This window comes from Acinetobacter nematophilus (assembly GCF_026344175.1).
Taxonomy (GTDB): Bacteria; Pseudomonadota; Gammaproteobacteria; order Pseudomonadales; family Moraxellaceae; genus Acinetobacter; species Acinetobacter nematophilus.
Genome location: NZ_JAPKMY010000005.1, coordinates 251,243 through 267,402, shown reverse-complemented (window position 1 = coordinate 267,402; position 16,160 = coordinate 251,243). Strand labels below are relative to the sequence as shown.

The window sequence follows — 16,160 nt, the reverse complement described above, 5'->3', positions numbered from 1 at the left end:
TTGCTGAAAACTATAAAATGACCAAGCTTCAAAGAATTCAAGCTATAAGTTGTTTGCTGCTGTGCTGTGTACTGGCAACGCCTGTATACGCGTATGAGCTTCCTGCTGTGGAAGACCGTCGGGCAGATACCACAGATTTATCCGTACACAACGCAACTTTTCTAAGACAAGGTACCAAGGTTTCTATCTTGGGAGTATTGAAAAGAAATGGCAAAAATTATGAATTGATAGGCACAGATGGTCAGAGAGGTGCTGCATTTTCTTTAGACGTTCACCCTAGCCTAAAAATAGAAGATGATTTAATCGACCAAGAGGTTAGGGCTGTTGGACGTATGGCTTATGAAACAATGTCGATGCCCCATTCAGGGGGAACTTTATATCATTTTAAATTAGAACTTTATTCCATACATCTCGTACGTTAAGGCATATAAAAAAGTAAATATAAAACTCAGTGGATAAGTAGGAACTTATCCACAGTTGCGTTTGATTATTCAGCTAAAATTAAAATAATGCTTCTAAGCGGACCAACGCACTCGGAAAGTGGCTACGGTCTTCACGACGATCATTAAAGTAATTTAAATCACCTTGTACATAAAACCATTCACGCCAAACAGGTTGTCGCCAAGAAATAAAAGGTCCCCAACTGTTTAGTTTAAGGTCATTATTATTATAATAACCGCCTGTATAGATACCGTAGTTAAAGCGGTTATTTTTAAAGAATTGATGCTGACGATATGTACGGTTATCCCAAGTCAGATCATCATCCTGTTCATCTGCATAGGTCAGATAAAATTGATTGGAAATGAAGGGTTGATTCGGACGTGCATGGGTCAACTCCAAGTTGGTTCTCAGATAATTCTCACTGTCGATTCCATAACGATAAATCTGTTCAGCGTGGAACGTGAAATCATTCCCCAAAGACCAGTCTCTTTGGGCTTTTAAACGAGCATAAACATCATCGCCTGAACGAATACCTAGATCGGCATCTAAATCAAAGGGCAAACGTTTGGAAAGTTGAGACCAACGCAGTGCAATCGAACTATTATCATCTCTGATTTGTTTACCATCGATTCTTTTGTTTGGATCACCATCTGAATGATTATTTGAAATTGCAATATTATTGGCAATTTCATCATCTAATGAATCATCACCAAAAACGACACTCAAACGGTTTTCTAAGGTAGGTAGTTTAATCTTACCTCGGATACGTGGATTTACATCATAGCCATCATGTTTATTCCACTGGTTGTCGACAAGGATACGCAGTGTTGCTGTTGCCGGTCGTGCTGGATCAGTTTCTCCAAACCATCCATCCATTTTATTGGCTGTGCGATCGACCCAATCACTCAGTTTCTTTTGTTTTTTATCCGCCCATGTCTGATCTTCTGTGGTTTGTGTTGGAGGCACAATCACTTGATCAGACTGTTCAGGAAAAATCGTTGGCGTTGAGTCCACGATTTTTGGAATATAGTTGAGTAAGCCTTTTTCTTCGGTCTCAATCGAAGATAATGATTTGCTTGACTCAGCTTTTTTTGCTTCGACATTGGTATCGAGACTACTATTTGGCTCTGCAAAAGCAGAGTTCCCCAAAAGACCACCTAACAATAAGGCATAAGGTAATTTTGAGAAAATTAACGTTGAAATTTTCTTCATATGCATACTTTCTTAAACGTTGAGTCATTCAGTTTTTAATTTTCAATATAACTATGCCTGAAAAAAACAGTAAATTTCAATTCAATACAGAGAATAGGTACAAAAAACATAAAGTATTGAGCAATGAAATGTATAAAGCAAAGTGAATAGCTGTGTTAAATGCGCATTTCATCACAAAAATTGATTATTAATTAAAAATTAAGGATTTATTTTGAATATATTTCACATCAGCAAAAACGATAGTATTGCATAAAAATCATGCAGAATTGTGGATAACTTTGTTTTTATCCTCAACGCATGTTTTATCAAGTGAAATACAAAAAAGCCTCCCAAAGGGAGGCTCTTCTGTCTTATAAAATAAGAAAAAAAGAAACTTACAGCGCAAGAATTTCGTGGAAACGAAAAATATGTGTAGATCATAATCTAGGAAAAAAAGTCTGAATAGTTGCTTTTTTGCAACGCTGTATTGCAAAAATGACACGTAAATATAGCTAAAAAGTCAATTCAAAATAAATAATCGAAATATTTGATAATATTGTTTTTATTGAAGAGAATTTATTCTACTTTTCAAATCATAAACATTCAACTTTAATTTGAATATATTGAAGAACTCCATCCGACGAGTCCTTCAATTTTTAATATGACGCTTTATTTATTCGGTACATCACAAGCATCATCATTGCAAACAGGTGCATCTTGTTGCTCAACGTCTCCATCGCTTGCTGTTTCCAATGCTTTTTGCAAGACCTGAACAAATACTTCTCGAGGTTGAGCACCTGCTAGTGCAACACGTTGATCAAATACAAAGAATGGTACACCCGTGACTTTCAATTGCTCATGGGCAACTTGTTCATCAAATTTTACAAAGTCGGCATATTCTTCCGAGTCTAATACATCATCGACTTCTACAGGATTCAAACCAATTCGAGAAGCCACATCTTCAATGGTTTCGCGTTCACCAATCGGTAAGCCCTGCGTCATATAGCTATAGAAAAAAGCCTCTTCAGCTTCTGAACCAAGTCCTTTACTTTGTGCAAGATGAATGATGCGATGGGCATTAAACGTATTGCCTGAGTTGGCATTTTCCCAATTAAATTGAATGCCTTCTTCAAGAGCCATGGTTGCAATATTACGTTGCATGTCTTCTACTTCTGCAATTGTACGACCATATTTTTGCGCAAGTCGTTCTGAGTTTGAAACTTCCTGGCGTGGTGGTGCATCAGGATCAAGTTCAAAACTATGCCAATGGACTTCAAGTTCGATACCTGCTTGTTCTGCCGCTGCTTCTAAACGTTTTTTACCGATATAACAGAATGGGCAAACTATATCTGACCAAATATCTACGCGCATGGGAAATCTCTACAATCTAAATGTTGATTATGATGGGGTTGATTGAGGTAAATTTAAAGTCGAATTTTGAGCATGACCTAGACAAAGCTAAATTTTAATCAAGAGATTTGTCGTTATTCTGCATAAATAATATACAAAAAAGAGTTGCTTAGGATATTCTAAGTGATCTATGACATTGTTTGGAGACTGATATGCGTCGAATATTGATCGTACTCAGTATCATTTTTCTGTCAGTTATTGGTTTTTTCTACTACGACCATACATCAATTAAAAATGAAGAAGCAAATCGCCAAGCATTTGATTTAGTCATGACTGAAAAAATGCGACAACTTTCGGAACAGGCACAAGACCGTTCTAAACCTGTCAATATTGAGATTCATGATGCTCGATTAAAAGGTGATTATAAAATTTTGTCAGAGTTTTTACTTAAATATTGGATCAAGAATATTGATACACGAAATGCTTATTTAAATCAGCTTGCTGCCGCTAAGTGGGATCATTTTCTAGATGTGAACCGTTTAGATGCTGACCGTAAACAGAATTATGTTGAAACTACTCAGATGCTGGGGACCGTGCGTCAAGCAATGCAAAAATACCAACAGAACAATATGAAAAATAAAAACGAAGCGCTGGCGGAATTAAAAAGATCGACCTTACGCAAAGACCTGAAGAAACCTTTACAAGATAAACTCGAACAAAGTGCACAGCTTGATCCTGAAAATGCGTTAATTTTAAATGAATTACAAATCTTAGGAAAAGCTGAAACCATGTTTGACATGCTTAAAAAATATCAATGGCAGAAACAAGGCAATCAAATCCTGTTTAAAGATGATGCCCAAGTCAAACAGTTTAATCAGTTGTATCAAGGCGTACTTAAATTAAATAGCCAGATTAATCAGAAAAAAGAACAGAATGCTGAAGTGTTACAAGAGGCGCTGTAAATTTAATGAACAGAATGAGATGAATGAAAAATATAAAACGATGGATGTCTTTTGCAATATTTATACTGCTATTGGTTGGTGGCATAAGTTATGTCTATCAGACGCCATTTTTGGTTAAAAAAGACTGCAAAAGTGTTGCATTGTATCGTTATCATTTTGGTATTTATCAAATTGATCGTGATCCAATTCTTGGGTTTGATCGTTATAAAAAGGTTTATGGATGGAAGCATTTTCTAGGCTTAGATCCTATTTTATGTGCTGAACAAATTGAGTACGACAAATGTGCTAGCGAAGAGAAGCAAGTAGCCTTGAATGCCGAGCAGGAAAATAAACAATGGGTCTATGTACGGGATAATTTATATGTCAATGCTCATCATCAATTGGCATTAAAGTTTCCCTATGCAAATCGTTGCAGCCATTTATTCTCTGAACATGTTCAGCCCAGCAAGAGTCTGTCTATCTTTAGCGATCGTTTTTATACACATTTCGGATTCGGTGGGGATAGCGAGCTTTCATTGACAGGAACAATTGATAGCTCGACATTTAAGAGATTAAACCCTTCCAACTTTTATCAAGATAAACGTCATGTTTATCGTTATTTCAACATGCTTGATGGTGGTAATTTTTCTATTTTGGAAGATGCAGATCCAAAAACCTTTAAGTTATTAGGCGATTGCTATGCCAAAGATAAGCGTCATATTTATGAAGAGCGTTTTGGCAAACTTGAAGATGCTGATTATGCCACTTTTAAAAGTGGCGCTGATGTTGGATGTATCGCAAAGGATAAAAATGGTTATTGGTTTTGGGATGAGCGAAAATCTTGGGATGATTTGGATTCTGAAGAAAGAGAACGGGTCAGCGTGCTTGAACATTGAAAGTGTAAGCAATGCGATCAATACAGTCATTGATGTATTGATCAGTTTATTTCAATCAAATAACGTATGATCTGAGCGCAATAAAATGAGTGAAAGTGAGTTTTAGAAAATTATATTCTTACTCAACTTTTCCCATGATTAGAAAAGATTTTAATAAGTCTTCTGATTGTTTTAGCTTGGAAATTTTCTCTGAAATATTCTTTAACTCCATGTTTAATGCGTGTTTGGCAATTGGGCATAAAGTAAATTTTTCCTCACCCAAGTCAAAACAGGGCAGTAAAATTTTAATGTCTTTTAAGTGCATTCCAGCATCGTTGAGCACTTTAATTTTATGAATATCTTCAATATCTTTTTGGCTATAAAAGCGATAATGATTTGCTGTTCGTAGAGGATGAATTAATCCTAATTCTTCATAATAACGGAGCATACGAGGACTGATTTGAGTCAGTGCAGCAACTTTAGCAAGGTTCATCATATACCTCTTGACTGTAGCAGTGCTGTTTGAGTTTATAGTCAAAGCACGTACTAAACAAGCAGAGGGTATAATGGACTTTGAACAAAAGAAAGAACTGATCAGAAAATGTTTTCAGTATATTGATGATCGAGATTTAAGAGTGCTGGAGCTTTATACAGAAGATGTTGAATTACTTTTTCCTAAATTTGGACGACATCATGGAAAAGCAGCCATTCAAATATTTGCTGAACGATTATCCAAAATGTTGAATTATCTAAAACATGATATTGATCATTTAAGATTTCTAGATGCTGGAGAAACCGTGGTTGTTGAAGGGAGGGAATGGGGGCGAAATGTCGGATGGAACACAATTTCCTGATGGAAAAATATCACACGGACTTTTTTGTAACATATTTGAATTCAGAGATGAATTGATTTGTTCTGTTCGAATTTATGTTGATCCTGATTTTCCAAATCACGATGATGCAAGGATTAAAGCTTTGGCAATAGCATCCGTTTAACCAATCTCTTTAAAGCAAAGCCATCAAGAGAGTTTGCTAAAGCAAGCTTTTGAGATGATTTATAAAGGTAGATTAAGCTAAGAAGTGTATAAAAGCCGATTAGTGAAGATTATAAACATACGGCTATTGAATATTTTTGGTTGATTGATCACTTGAAAATGAAAATTTTGGAATTTTAAAGATCTCAAAAAAATGAAACATCTTTCAGTAGAATATAAATAATGGCTATTTTTATTTAGAAAGTTCAGTAATAAAATATATATGATTTTTAATAAGAAAATTAAACGTCGTTACCGTTTATCTGAGCTTTGCTGAATCTATATTTAATTTGTTATAGCCTATTTAATAGGCAGTATTCAATAGATTAAAAATCATTTTATTGTACAGATAATTTGATTTATTTTTTCAGGTGAAATATATGAACTTTATCAAAGTTTCTATAATCGCAACAGTATTGTCTGTGTGGTTACCCGTCGCACAGGCAGAAGAAGTTGCGTCATTGCCTACGATTAAAGTGATGGCAGATTCGGAGCTGCGTCAAGAAGCGGTAGGTGTTACGCCTTATCAAGAAGATAAAGCTGTGCGCAAAGCTTTGCAACATCAAGTGATTAAAAAAGAAAACGAACTTCAAAACTACGCCATCGGCGACAATATTGCTGTAGTGGATATCCAACCCAAAGCAACAGAACCTAATTTTAATCAAATTCCCTCAGCGTTACTCAGAGAATATGTATTGGCTGTTGCAAGTGGTTTACAGTCTTCTGACCCGACTACAGGTTTGTTTACCATGATGGAACCACTTTCGATGGGTATGAATCGTGATAAAGCCTTAGAAGCGGTTCGCAATGGAACCTTTAAGCTGAATATTGATACGGATCGCTTAAACTTGATGTTAGGTGATAAGTGGCAAAGTGGCTTACCAAAATAATAAGTTTTTAAATTATCTTTTTATATGTTTAATCTTGATGAGTTTTGCTATAAATCATTTTTCATAATCAATAACGCTTAATGATAAAAAATCCCCGCATATAGCAGGGATTTTTTATCTTGATGTTTTAATTAAAAATTAAACACGTTCGATAATTGTCGCAATACCTTGACCAAGACCGATACACATGGTTGCAAGACCGATTTGTGTATCTTGTTGTTCCATGACGTTCAACAATGTTGTTGTGATACGCGCACCAGAACAACCCAATGGGTGACCTAACGCAATCGCACCACCGTTTAAGTTGATCTTGTCTTGCTTATCATAGATGTTCAGACCTTTCATTACAGAAAGACCTTGAGCAGCAAATGCTTCATTTAACTCGATGGTTTGGATATCATCCATGCTTAAGCCAGCACGTTTAAGCGCTTTCTGAGTTGCAGGAACTGGACCATAACCCATGATCGCAGCATCACAGCCTGCAATCGCCATAGAGCGAATCACAGCACGTGGTTTAAGTCCTAAAGCTTGAGCACGTTCCGCAGACATTAACAACATTGCAGACGCGCCGTCAGACAATGCAGAAGATGTTGCAGCAGTTACAGTACCGCCTTTAGGGTCAAATACAGGGCGCAATGCTTTAAATGCTTCAAGGTTTGCATCTGGACGAATCACTTCGTCGATGTCACATAGAATTTTAAAGCCATTCGCATCATGACCTTCAACACCGACGATTTCGTTTTTAAAACGACCTTCCTGTGTTGCAGCCCAAGCACGACGGTGAGATTCAACACCAAATGCATCTTGTTCTTCACGGCTAATACCGTTCATACGACCCAGCATTTCAGCAGTCAAACCCATCATGTTTGATGCTTTTGCATAATGTTTAGATGCTTCAGGGTTGAGGTCGATGCCATGCATCATGCCAACGTGACCCATATGCTCCACACCACCAATGATAAAGATATCACCCTGATTGGTTGCAATTTGAGCCGCAGCGGTATGAATAGACTGCATAGAAGAACCACAAAGACGGTTAACCGTTTGACCGCCAACAGTTTTTGGTAAATCAGCCAAAAGTACGATGTTACGAGCAATGTTCATACCTTGCTCTAAAGTTTGGTTCACACATCCCCAAATTACATCTTCAACTTCATTGACATCAAACTGGTTACGAGCAACTAAAGCACGTACTAGTTCAGCTGACAAGCTGTCTGCACGCACATTACGGAACATACCGTTTTTGGTTTTACCCATTGCAGAACGTACGCCATCAACGATGACAACGTCACGTGGATTTAAAGTAGCCATTCACGTTGCTCCTTAACCGTAGAATTTTTTGTTGTTAGCAGCCATGTCACGCAACAATTGTGGCGCTTCATAAGCTTTACCTAAGTGTGCATATTTGTCGCAAAGTGCTACATATTCAGCTACACCTGTCTGGTCGATGTAACGCGCAGGACCACCACGGAATGGAGGGAAACCAACACCCATGATCATCGCCATATCTGCTTCAGACGCAGTTGCAACGATGTTGTCTTCTAAGCAGCGAACAGTTTCGTTACAGAACGCAAGCATCATACGGTCAATGATTTCTTGTGGATCAAATTCATGTTTTTCAGTTGTTGCCATTGTTGCAACAAGATCATACGCAGTTGGATCAACAGTTTTGGCTTTCTTGCCTTTACGATCAAGCTCATATTTATAGAAACCAACGTCGTTCTTTTGACCAAGACGTTTGTTTTCATACATGATTTCGATAGCACCTTTGTAGTCAGGCTTCATACGGTCTGGGAAACCTTCCGCCATCACTTCAGCACCATGCACACCAGTGTCGATTCCGACAACATCGATGAGGTATGCAGGACCCATTGGCCAGCCGAATTTTTCCATGACTTTATCCACTTGCTGGAAGTCAGCACCATCTTTAAGAAGAAGGTCAAACGCACCAAAGTAAGGGAACAATACACGGTTAACAAGGAAGCCTGGGCAGTCATTTACAACAATCGGGGTTTTACCCATTTTCTGAGCAAGTACCACAGTTGTTGCAATCGCTTCTTCAGAAGTTTTCTCACCACGAATCACTTCAACCAAAGGCATCATGTGAACAGGGTTAAAGAAGTGCATACCGACAAAATTTTCAGGACGTGTCAATGCATTGGCAAGACGTGTAATTGAAATCGTTGAAGTGTTAGATGCAATGATGGTATTTTCACGCACTTTCGCTTCAGTATCTTTCAATACTGCTTCTTTGATTTTTGGATTTTCAGTGACCGCTTCAATGACGATATCGACTTCTTTAAACTCGTCATAGCTTAAAGTTGGACGGATACGCGCAAGTGTTTCACCCATTTTTGCAGGGGTCATCTTTTTGCGTTCAACTTGTTTGGTCAACAATTTGTTCGCTTCAGACATACCCAATGCAAGTTGAGGATTACCAATGTCTTTCATGATGATCGGTGTACCTTTGCTTGCCGCTTGGTAAGCAATACCACCACCCATGATACCCGCACCTAAAACAGCTGCTTGGTTAACTGGATGAGCACCTTTTTCATGCTTTTTAGATGCTTTTTTCACCACTTGATCGTTGATGAATAAGCCAATCAACGCACCTGCTTGTGGTGTAATTGCCGCTTTAGCAAATGCTTCAGCTTCAATTTTTAAAGCAGCATTACGTTTCTGGCTAACGCCTGCTTGAAGTGAATCAAGTAGAAGTTTTGGCGCAGGGTATTGAGCTGGATTCGCTTTAGCAAGTACCACACCTTTAGATGAGTTAAATGCCATCATCTGTTCAAGCATGTCTAGTTTAACAGGCTCTAATTTTTCTTGACGTTTGGCTTTCCAGTCCAGACGACCAGAGATTGCTTGCTTAACAAGGTCAATCGCAGCTTCTTGTAATTTGTCAGCAGCGACAACAGCATCTACTGCACCATCTTTAAGCGCAGCTTCCGGACGTTTGCTAGCAGACGTTGCAATCCACTCTACCGCATTATCAATACCGATCAAACGGCTTAAACGAACTGTACCACCAAAACCAGGAATGATTCCCAACTTAACTTCAGGTAAGCCTACAGTTGCAGCAGTTGACATGACACGATAGTCACATACCAAACACATTTCAAAACCGCCACCTAAAGCAATACCGTTGATCGCAGCAACTTTAGGAATTTCTAAGTCTTCAAAAGCATTGAAGATATCGTGAACAGGCATTGCCCATTCTACAATTGCACTTTCGCCTTGCTTAAAGTTATCACCGAATTCAGTGATGTCGGCACCAACGATGAATGTAGATTTACCAGAAGTAACGATTAAGCCTTTCACTTCACTGTTATTTTTTACAGCTTCAATAGCAGCTTTAAAGTCTTCAATCGTTGCACGGTTGAATTTGTTAACCGACTCACCTTGTAAGTCAAAGCGGAATTCTGCAATTCCGTCCGAAAGCAATTGGACGGTAATGGCATTGCCAGCGTGGATCATGCCCTGATCTCCTTTTTTGGAGGACTTCTAAGTTGATGTTCTGAAGTGTGTATGCTTTTCCCGCACACATTTCGACTTCACTAATCTTACGATAACTATATCTAAAAATAACCTAACAAGTTGTATCAAGCCGTGACGCAAGGGTCATCAATTTTTTTTGATCATCCAATTGTTTTAAATTTTTGAATTTTAAAGATAGTTTGCTTACTGCGGGTAAGTATTTAAATTTTATTATTTTAATTTCATGTTTATGATCTATTCATTGTTAAGCTACGGACATAAGAGTCAGAGTTGATTCGATTTTTTTTGTCATTTAAGTCAATCGGCATCAAGTTTAAATTTATATTTAGAAAATCTTAAAAATAATTTGAATATTTTTTATCCTAAATGTAGTATTTATTCGACATTAATCACAAAAAGAAACAATTATGAATATACAAACAAAAAAATTGCATTGGTGACGCTTTTTTACCCTTTGTGCTTATTGGATGTGGAGGTGGTGGAGATTCTTCTTCAAACAGTTCGAATACTTAAACAGCACAAGATAGCTTAGATAATGGAACACGTTACTATTTTGTTGATTATGAATTAGATGACGACTCTGATAATTTGACTATGGAATATTTTGAAATATTCAATAAACAATTTAAGAGTGCTGAAGCTAACAAGTTTCTAGGTGTATATATATTAACGGCCAACAAATTGTATACTCCACGTGAAATTGCTGTGAATACAGTTGTATTGAATTCTATGACTTCATGGACATCAACATTCATTGGTAATGTTAAAACTGATCTTAAATTAGAAAAAGTTGATATTTCTGGGAAAAATATTTTTGATACGCTTTTACCTGGTTACCGTACGTTAGGATTTGACAATGAAAACGATTATGGAGAAGCACGAAAATTATTAGCTTCATATGGTAAAGATCGCTTTCCGCAAGGCAGTCATTGCTATCGTTTTGTTTCCACAAAAAATAATCAAGACTATTTTAGCTTTAAGACAGATAATGAATTTAATCAGCCATTTGAAGATTTTAATAATGATAATCTTGGCTATGTTGATTATTTAAATGAATTTTACAAACCTTTGGGTTTGAGTTATCGCTACGAAAGTGGTAATTGGCAAGGGACTCCTTGGACAACGATTTATGAAATTGAACTGGGCACTGGAGATGAAGACGCTGTTGCAGTGAAATATCAAAATAAAACATATTTAGCCGAGTAGAATAGCCGTATCGAATGGACCAATGCCAAAGAAATTAAGCAGTGGGAAAAACTGCTAGCCGTAGCCACAACAGACAAACAAATAAGAACAGCAAAAGTAAATATTGAAAGATTAAAAAATGGTTGTAACGTTTATAATGCGATAGCTGCATCCGCGTTGAGTTCGTTAAAAGTTATTGATTGGAATAATTAAAATTTATAAACTTATTAACTCGATATAAGCTATATCGAGTTATTTTTTTAATAAAAATAAATATAAAAACAATGAGTTGGTTTCTTGGAGTTTTTTTGATTTGTAGATTTGATATAATAAAAGTCATGCAATTTAACTTGTAATGTTCACAATCCCATTGAACATCCCAATTTTTTAAAAGAGTGCTATATGATTAAATGGATCATATTGGCGATTTTTGTGATTTCTGCTTTGTATATCCAAAATCGCGGGAAAGTACGTCATTCGTTTTATCGTCAATTTTTTGACCATTCAACGATACTCGCACCGATTAACTTTCTCATGTATATGTTTTCAAAAGTGCCGAACCAACCATATATCGACACACAATATTTTAAAGATTTAAAAGTATTGGACGAAAACTGGGAAATGATTCGCGATGAAGCGCAAGCTTTATATGCTAAAGGCGGAATTAAAGCTTCAAGTACTTATGATGACTTAGGTTTTAACTCATTTTTTAAAACAGGTTGGAAGCGTTTTTATTTGAAATGGTATGATTCTGCACATCCATCGGCAGCAGAACTTTGTCCAAAAACTACAGCACTATTAAAAACCTTACCGACCATCAAAGCTGCAATGTTTACTGAACTTGCCCCTGATAGCCGTTTAGTGCGTCATCGTGATCCTTATGCAGGTTCTTTGCGTTATCATTTGGGACTGATTACCCCGAATGACGATCGTTGCTTTATTGACGTGGACGGGCAACGTTATTCGTGGCGTGATGGTGAAAGTGTGGTTTTTGATGAAACTTATATTCATTATGCTGAAAATACCACCAATCAAAATCGGATTATTTTCTTTGCCGATGTTGAACGACCTTTAAAAACCAAGTTAATGCAGCGTTTTAACCATTGGTTTGGTAAAAAAGTCATGACGGCTGCCAGCTCACCAAATGAAGCAGGTGACCAAACAGGTGGTTTAAACAAAGTTTTTGGCTATGTTTATCAAATTCGTATCAAGGCGAAAGCATTGAAAAAATCCAATCGCGCATTGTACTATTTTTTAAAATGGTTCTTGATGTTAGGTATTTTCTTCCTGATTTTTATTCGTCCTTATATGCCACAAATCATTGCTTTTATTCAAAAGTTAATCTGATTTAAAGCGCCCGTTTCGGGCGTTTTTTTATTGTATAAATAAATGATTTAACAACCCTATTTCAGCTAGAATATTATTTTGTAAAAACAAATGATAAAGAACATGATGCAAAAATTTCATACTAAAATTGATTGGTGGGTGTTAGGTTTTTTAATTGCCATGACAGGTTTACTGGTTCAATTGCTGTTTACCATGTACGCCAAAGGAACAATGGTCGAATATCCAGAGCATACCACCGTTTATATTCTAACAATTGCTGTGATTTGGTGGCCGGCATTCAATACCCGTTATATGATTCAAGATGGAACTTTGAGTATTTCTTGCTTATTTTTAAAATGGTGTATTCCATTGGCAACCATTCAAAAGATCACCCCCACTCATCATTCGATTGCATCGCCAGCTTTATCTTTAGATCGGTTGAAAATTGAATATATGAAAGAGGGTCAAATTAAGCAGGTTTTAATATCTCCAAGAAATCAGCAAGCCTTTCTTGAGGCGGTAGAGAAACAACAACTTATTAAATAACGATTGAATTACCGCCAGTATAGTCGTCATACAACTTGGCTTTAGTGTTAAACATGCTCCATCGAGAACAATAATGATCCCTATTGGTACTTTCAGCTTTTTACAATTCTTTTTGTTATTTATCTGCCCAATATTAGGGGTAATTTCATGCATCATCTTGGTTGTCTTGGGACTAAATTATTTCATTCAAAAATTTATCAATAAGGTTTCCCATCAGCGTTTCCTATCCCTGAAAGTAAAATGTTTTTTAGTGTGCTTTGCAGCTTTAAATATTTGGAATATCTATCTGTTTATCCTGTCAGAGCGAGTCAGTGATGAGGTCAGTTTTTCGATGGAAAACAAAGAAAAACGTAAACGTTTTATATTGCCAGTGGATTATGTTTATGATGGTTTTGTATTTCCCCAGGGAACGTTAATCAATGCATATAATGCGCACGACGATGGTAGTCGTTATCGTTATTTAACTCTTTCGGGGCTTGAGCAAGCACGTTTTCAACAGCCTGTATATATTGCAGGTGTCTGGGCTAATGCGATTAAAGTTGACTCAGATTATGAGTTTTTAATTGAACTTTCACAAGATCAAGATATTTCACCTGTTTATATTCCGGATGGTCAAGGTGAATTTAAAGTAGATTCTGCCCATGCTTCAAGACATTGTAAAAAAGATCAAATCGCACAATATACAGTGAATTCTGGTTACTATCCTGATAAAGATTACACCAGTGAAGACTGGTATACACTTGAAAAGGAGCGTTTTGATCCAAAACAATGGCTGTTTAGAGGCTGTTTTTCCGCTCCGCCAATCTATGTCGATCGCCCTTATCCACAAACAAAATTATATGATGAAGAACGAATGAGCGAGGTAACGAATGCTGCAATAATTTAAAATTGGCTATTTAAGGCATTAAAGACTTATTTTTTAAAAACAGTTTCAGAATTAAATACAATAAAAATGCTTGAAAATAGACTTAAAAGCATCACATTATGAGGTGTAGAGCGGAACAACAGGTTTAATGTGAACGAAAGCGCACGAGCAAATATTGAAAAGATTTTAGCCAACATGACCACCTTACCTGGTGTCTATAAAATGCTGGGAAAAGATGGTGAATTGTTATATGTGGGGAAAGCCAAAAATCTAAAAAATCGTGTATCAAGTTATTTTGTCAAAACCATTGAACATCCCAAAACTCAAGCATTGGTTGCACGAATCTATAATATTGAAACCTTGGTGGTTCGTTCCGAAACCGAAGCACTATTGCTTGAGCAAAATCTAATCAAGCTACATCGTCCGCCATATAATATTATGCTGCGTGATGACAAGTCATATGTTTATATCTTTGTATCCGCAGATAAACCTTACCCGCGTATTGCTTCAGGTCGAGGCAAAGGGAAGCATCAGGTGGGTAAATTTTTTGGACCTTATCCCAGCGCGTATAATGCTCGGGATACGCTGCTCGTTTTACAGAAACTATTTAATGTGCGTCAATGTGAAAACAGCTATTTTTCACAGCGTAAACGCCCTTGTCTACAGTATCAAATCAAACGCTGTACAGCACCTTGTGTCGGACTGATTAGCCCAGAAGCCTATCATGAAGACGTTCAGAATTCGATTCGCTTTCTCAATGGTGATACCAAAGAGCTGAATCAGGAATTGATTCAAAAAATGGAACAGGCTGCCGAGAATCTAGAATTTGAAAAAGCAGTATTTTATCGTGATCGTATGGCTTTACTCAGAGATGTGCAGGCGCAACAGGCCATATATAAAGTCAAAGGTGAGGCTGATATCTTGGCAATTGCCTATCAGGCAGGTGTGACATGTGTACAGATCATGCATGTTCGCCATGGTAAAATGCTGGGTGGGAAAAGCTATTTTCCCGATATGCTCGGTGATGATCTGGGGCAAATGCTGGCAGATTTTATTGCCAATTTCTATTTCCAGGTGGCCGATGAAATCCCTGCTGAATTGATTGTTAATGTTGATGTTTCGGATCGCAAAGAATTAGAAGCGGCACTACACCAGCAATTTGAAAAGAAAATCCAGATCAAACACAAGGTTCGGGAAACACGTGCTGAATGGCTGGAGCTGGCTGAAATGAATGTACAGCATGCCATCAAAGGTAAACTCGCCAATCATTTGGAATTAAATGAACGTTTTCATCAGCTTGAACAAGTCTGCGGTCGCCCAATTGACAGCATTGAATGTTTTGACATCTCGCACACGATGGGTGAGGCAACCATTGCTTCATGTGTGGTATTCGATGCAGGTGGGGCTCGTAAGCGCGATTACCGTCAATTCTCCATTGAAGACATTACGGGTGGCGATGATTATGCTGCAATGCGCCAAGCACTGACTCGACGTTATAAAAAAGCCATGTTGCCTGATTTATTGCTGATCGATGGGGGCAAAGGCCAGTTACATATGGCGATGGAAGTGATGCAAGACTTGGGCTTGGAGGCATTTATGGTGGGGGTGTCTAAAGGTGAAGGGCGAAAACCGGGTTTAGAAACCTTACATTTTACCGACGGTACTAAAATACAACTTCCAGAAGACCACAAAGCCCTGCATTTGATTCAACAAGTTCGCGATGAAGCACATCGTTTTGCCATCACCAAACATCGCGCTAAGCGTGATAAACGTCGTGGTGGTTCGGTGCTTGAAGCAATTCCCGGTTTAGGACCAAAGCGTCGCCGTGATTTACTTACGCATTTTGGTGGTATTCAAGGAGTTCTCAAAGCATCAGAACATGATTTAAAAAATGTTCCGGGGCTTGGTGAGGTCATGGCGCGTATGATTTATAAAGTGCTGCATGAGTAAGCTGTTGTTTTCAATTATCAGATGCATTTGCCAAAACGACCATTGACGCATGAGTCATTGATCATTTT

The 16,160-nt window shown here is 37.5% G+C and carries 15 protein-coding genes; 10 read left to right on the top strand and 5 right to left on the bottom strand.

Features of this window, described 5'->3' with window-relative positions; translation table 11 throughout:
• Window positions 1–17 precede the first annotated feature (17 nt).
• Window positions 18–422, top strand: a complete 405-nt coding sequence (locus OSH00_RS11985) for a hypothetical protein (protein ID WP_266130598.1) — start codon at window positions 18–20, stop codon at window positions 420–422.
• A 79-nt stretch (window positions 423–501) separates the two neighbouring features.
• Here OSH00_RS11985 and OSH00_RS11980 read toward each other — a convergent pair whose 3' ends face one another.
• Together OSH00_RS11980 and OSH00_RS11975 are read right to left on the bottom strand one after the other, a co-directional pair.
• Window positions 502–1,653 carry a hypothetical protein gene (locus OSH00_RS11980; RefSeq protein ID WP_266130597.1) on the bottom strand — a complete coding sequence of 384 codons (1,152 nt, stop codon included), beginning with the start codon at window positions 1,651–1,653 and terminating at the stop codon, window positions 502–504.
• A 648-nt stretch (window positions 1,654–2,301) separates the two neighbouring features.
• Complete coding sequence (locus OSH00_RS11975; protein ID WP_266130596.1) at window positions 2,302–3,003, bottom strand: DsbA family oxidoreductase; 702 nt, start codon at window positions 3,001–3,003, stop codon at window positions 2,302–2,304.
• 191 nt (window positions 3,004–3,194) lie between these two features.
• On the opposite strand from OSH00_RS11975, the gene OSH00_RS11970 reads away from it, so the two are divergent.
• Both OSH00_RS11970 and OSH00_RS11965 read left to right on the top strand, forming a co-directional pair.
• Window positions 3,195–3,944, top strand: coding sequence for a hypothetical protein (locus tag OSH00_RS11970; protein ID WP_266130595.1), 750 nt, complete (start codon window positions 3,195–3,197; stop codon window positions 3,942–3,944).
• Between the two features lie 23 nt (window positions 3,945–3,967).
• Window positions 3,968–4,819 (top strand): DKNYY domain-containing protein, encoded by an 852-nt coding sequence (locus OSH00_RS11965; protein WP_266130594.1) that lies wholly within the window; start codon window positions 3,968–3,970, stop codon window positions 4,817–4,819.
• A gap of 118 nt (window positions 4,820–4,937) precedes the next feature.
• Here the strand turns inward: OSH00_RS11965 and OSH00_RS11960 are convergent, their stop codons facing one another.
• Window positions 4,938–5,291, bottom strand: coding sequence for a MerR family transcriptional regulator (locus OSH00_RS11960; RefSeq protein WP_266130611.1), 354 nt, complete (start codon window positions 5,289–5,291; stop codon window positions 4,938–4,940).
• Window positions 5,292–5,364: 73 nt separating this feature from the next.
• Between OSH00_RS11960 and OSH00_RS11955 the strand changes: the two genes are divergently transcribed.
• Entirely contained in the window at window positions 5,365–5,652 is a 288-nt protein-coding gene (locus OSH00_RS11955) for a nuclear transport factor 2 family protein (protein ID WP_266130593.1), read from the top strand.
• Window positions 5,653–6,212: 560 nt separating this feature from the next.
• The gene (locus OSH00_RS11950; RefSeq protein WP_266130592.1) at window positions 6,213–6,722 is read left to right on the top strand and encodes a hypothetical protein; all 510 of its coding nucleotides are present in this window, start codon (window positions 6,213–6,215) and stop codon (window positions 6,720–6,722) included.
• A gap of 138 nt (window positions 6,723–6,860) precedes the next feature.
• On the opposite strand, the gene fadA is transcribed toward OSH00_RS11950, so the two are convergent.
• Both fadA and fadB read right to left on the bottom strand, forming a co-directional pair.
• Window positions 6,861–8,033, bottom strand: a complete 1,173-nt coding sequence (gene fadA, locus OSH00_RS11945) for an acetyl-CoA C-acyltransferase FadA (RefSeq protein WP_266130591.1) — start codon at window positions 8,031–8,033, stop codon at window positions 6,861–6,863.
• A gap of 12 nt (window positions 8,034–8,045) precedes the next feature.
• Window positions 8,046–10,199 carry a fatty acid oxidation complex subunit alpha FadB gene (gene fadB / locus OSH00_RS11940; protein ID WP_266130590.1) on the bottom strand — a complete coding sequence of 718 codons (2,154 nt, stop codon included), beginning with the start codon at window positions 10,197–10,199 and terminating at the stop codon, window positions 8,046–8,048.
• A 615-nt stretch (window positions 10,200–10,814) separates the two neighbouring features.
• On the opposite strand from fadB, the gene OSH00_RS11935 reads away from it, so the two are divergent.
• The 5 genes from OSH00_RS11935 (at window position 10,815) to uvrC (ending at window position 16,092) form a co-directional block, all read left to right on the top strand.
• On the top strand, window positions 10,815–11,426 hold the full coding sequence (locus OSH00_RS11935; protein ID WP_266130589.1) for a hypothetical protein: 612 nt from the start codon (window positions 10,815–10,817) through the stop codon (window positions 11,424–11,426).
• 381 nt (window positions 11,427–11,807) lie between these two features.
• On the top strand, window positions 11,808–12,752 hold the full coding sequence (gene lpxO / locus OSH00_RS11930; protein WP_266130588.1) for a lipid A hydroxylase LpxO: 945 nt from the start codon (window positions 11,808–11,810) through the stop codon (window positions 12,750–12,752).
• A 105-nt stretch (window positions 12,753–12,857) separates the two neighbouring features.
• Window positions 12,858–13,277, top strand: coding sequence for a PH domain-containing protein (locus OSH00_RS11925; protein WP_266130610.1), 420 nt, complete (start codon window positions 12,858–12,860; stop codon window positions 13,275–13,277).
• Window positions 13,278–13,608: 331 nt separating this feature from the next.
• Window positions 13,609–14,163 (top strand): hypothetical protein, encoded by a 555-nt coding sequence (locus OSH00_RS11920; RefSeq protein ID WP_266130587.1) that lies wholly within the window; start codon window positions 13,609–13,611, stop codon window positions 14,161–14,163.
• A gap of 129 nt (window positions 14,164–14,292) precedes the next feature.
• Entirely contained in the window at window positions 14,293–16,092 is a 1,800-nt protein-coding gene (gene uvrC / locus OSH00_RS11915; protein WP_266130586.1) for an excinuclease ABC subunit UvrC, read from the top strand.
• Window positions 16,093–16,160: the final 68 nt, after the last annotated feature.

Bases quoted from the DNA above. Each gene is read 5' to 3' on its own strand.
- OSH00_RS11955 (WP_266130593.1), top strand. From the start codon at position 5,365: ATGGACTTTGAACAAAAGAAAGAACTGATCAGAAAATGTTTTCAGTAT.
- fadB (WP_266130590.1), bottom strand. From the start codon at position 10,199: ATGATCCACGCTGGCAATGCCATTACCGTCCAATTGCTTTCGGACGGA.
- OSH00_RS11965 (WP_266130594.1), top strand. From the start codon at position 3,968: ATGAAAAATATAAAACGATGGATGTCTTTTGCAATATTTATACTGCTA.
- OSH00_RS11960 (WP_266130611.1), bottom strand. From the start codon at position 5,291: ATGAACCTTGCTAAAGTTGCTGCACTGACTCAAATCAGTCCTCGTATG.
- fadA (WP_266130591.1), bottom strand. From the start codon at position 8,033: ATGGCTACTTTAAATCCACGTGACGTTGTCATCGTTGATGGCGTACGT.
- lpxO (WP_266130588.1), top strand. From the start codon at position 11,808: ATGATTAAATGGATCATATTGGCGATTTTTGTGATTTCTGCTTTGTAT.
- OSH00_RS11925 (WP_266130610.1), top strand. From the start codon at position 12,858: ATGCAAAAATTTCATACTAAAATTGATTGGTGGGTGTTAGGTTTTTTA.
- OSH00_RS11985 (WP_266130598.1), top strand. From the start codon at position 18: ATGACCAAGCTTCAAAGAATTCAAGCTATAAGTTGTTTGCTGCTGTGC.
- OSH00_RS11920 (WP_266130587.1), top strand. From the start codon at position 13,609: ATGGAAAACAAAGAAAAACGTAAACGTTTTATATTGCCAGTGGATTAT.
- OSH00_RS11935 (WP_266130589.1), top strand. From the start codon at position 10,815: ATGGAATATTTTGAAATATTCAATAAACAATTTAAGAGTGCTGAAGCT.
- OSH00_RS11970 (WP_266130595.1), top strand. From the start codon at position 3,195: ATGCGTCGAATATTGATCGTACTCAGTATCATTTTTCTGTCAGTTATT.
- OSH00_RS11950 (WP_266130592.1), top strand. From the start codon at position 6,213: ATGAACTTTATCAAAGTTTCTATAATCGCAACAGTATTGTCTGTGTGG.
- OSH00_RS11975 (WP_266130596.1), bottom strand. From the start codon at position 3,003: ATGCGCGTAGATATTTGGTCAGATATAGTTTGCCCATTCTGTTATATC.
- OSH00_RS11980 (WP_266130597.1), bottom strand. From the start codon at position 1,653: ATGAAGAAAATTTCAACGTTAATTTTCTCAAAATTACCTTATGCCTTA.